General features: G+C 62.6%; 1 protein-coding gene and 1 pseudogene. Both read right to left on the minus strand.

The annotated features are described in order from the left end of the window. A partial coding sequence (locus ACFQS1_RS40535) for an IS110 family transposase (protein WP_378978404.1) occupies positions 1–162 on the minus strand: 162 nt, incomplete at its 3' end. Positions 163–210: 48 nt separating this feature from the next. Then, positions 211–714 (minus strand): annotated as a pseudogene (locus ACFQS1_RS40540) (transposase); the annotation flags it as partial. Positions 715–837: the final 123 nt, after the last annotated feature.

The raw sequence follows: 837 nt of genomic DNA on the forward strand, positions 1-837 counted from the left end.
CTCGAGCAGCTTTTCCAGGCGTTGCCAGTGCCGGGTGCGGTCGTGAGTCAGGTCCACGCGCAGCCGGGTGTAGTCGCGCAGTACCCGGACCGGGCGCGGCGGCACGAACGACGGACGCAGTAGGCCCTTCTCGGTCAGCTTGGCCAGCCAGACCGCGTCCAGCCTGTCGGTGAGCTTGTCAGGATGTCTGTGTAACCATCCTTTGTCCTCTTAGTTCAGTGTAGCCGGAATATGGCCGGGAAATGCGATTTCGAACGCGCCGAGCGCGGCTTTCCACCCTTGGGTGACAGCGCCTTCGACCAGGCGGGGTTTGGCGGTGCGTTTGCTGGCGGGTTTGCCCCGGTCGGCTTCGCGGGCGCGGGCGCGTTTGTCCTCGATGTCGCAGATCGCGAGCCAGATCAGCTTGATCACGGCGTCGTCGGTCGGGAAGTGCCCGCGGTTCTTGATGATTTTACGGATCTGGAAGTTCAAGCTCTCGATCGCGTTCGTGGTGTAGATGATCTTCCGGATTTCGGGCGGGAACTCCAGGAACGGGGTGAACCGGTCCCAGGCGCGTTCCCAGACCGCGAGCGCGGCCTTGTGCTTGCGGCCGAGTTCGGTGTCGGCCAGTTCCAGCAGGGCGGTCTGCGCGGCGTCGGCGTTGACGGCGGTGTAGACCGGTTTCAGCGCCGCCGCCAGTTTCTTGCGGTCCGTGTAGGACACGTACCGCAGAGCCTGTCACGATTTTTGTGTAAATCGGAGGATGTGCCGCTTAAGCGAATACTATCAGAAGGTCAGCCGGTTTGGGAAGAGGCGAACCAGAGTGTTCAATGCCACCTTCCAACCGTGCGTTCCGGT

The organism is Paractinoplanes rhizophilus, from assembly GCF_042664765.1.
GTDB lineage: Bacteria > Actinomycetota > Actinomycetes > Mycobacteriales > Micromonosporaceae > Actinoplanes > Actinoplanes rhizophilus.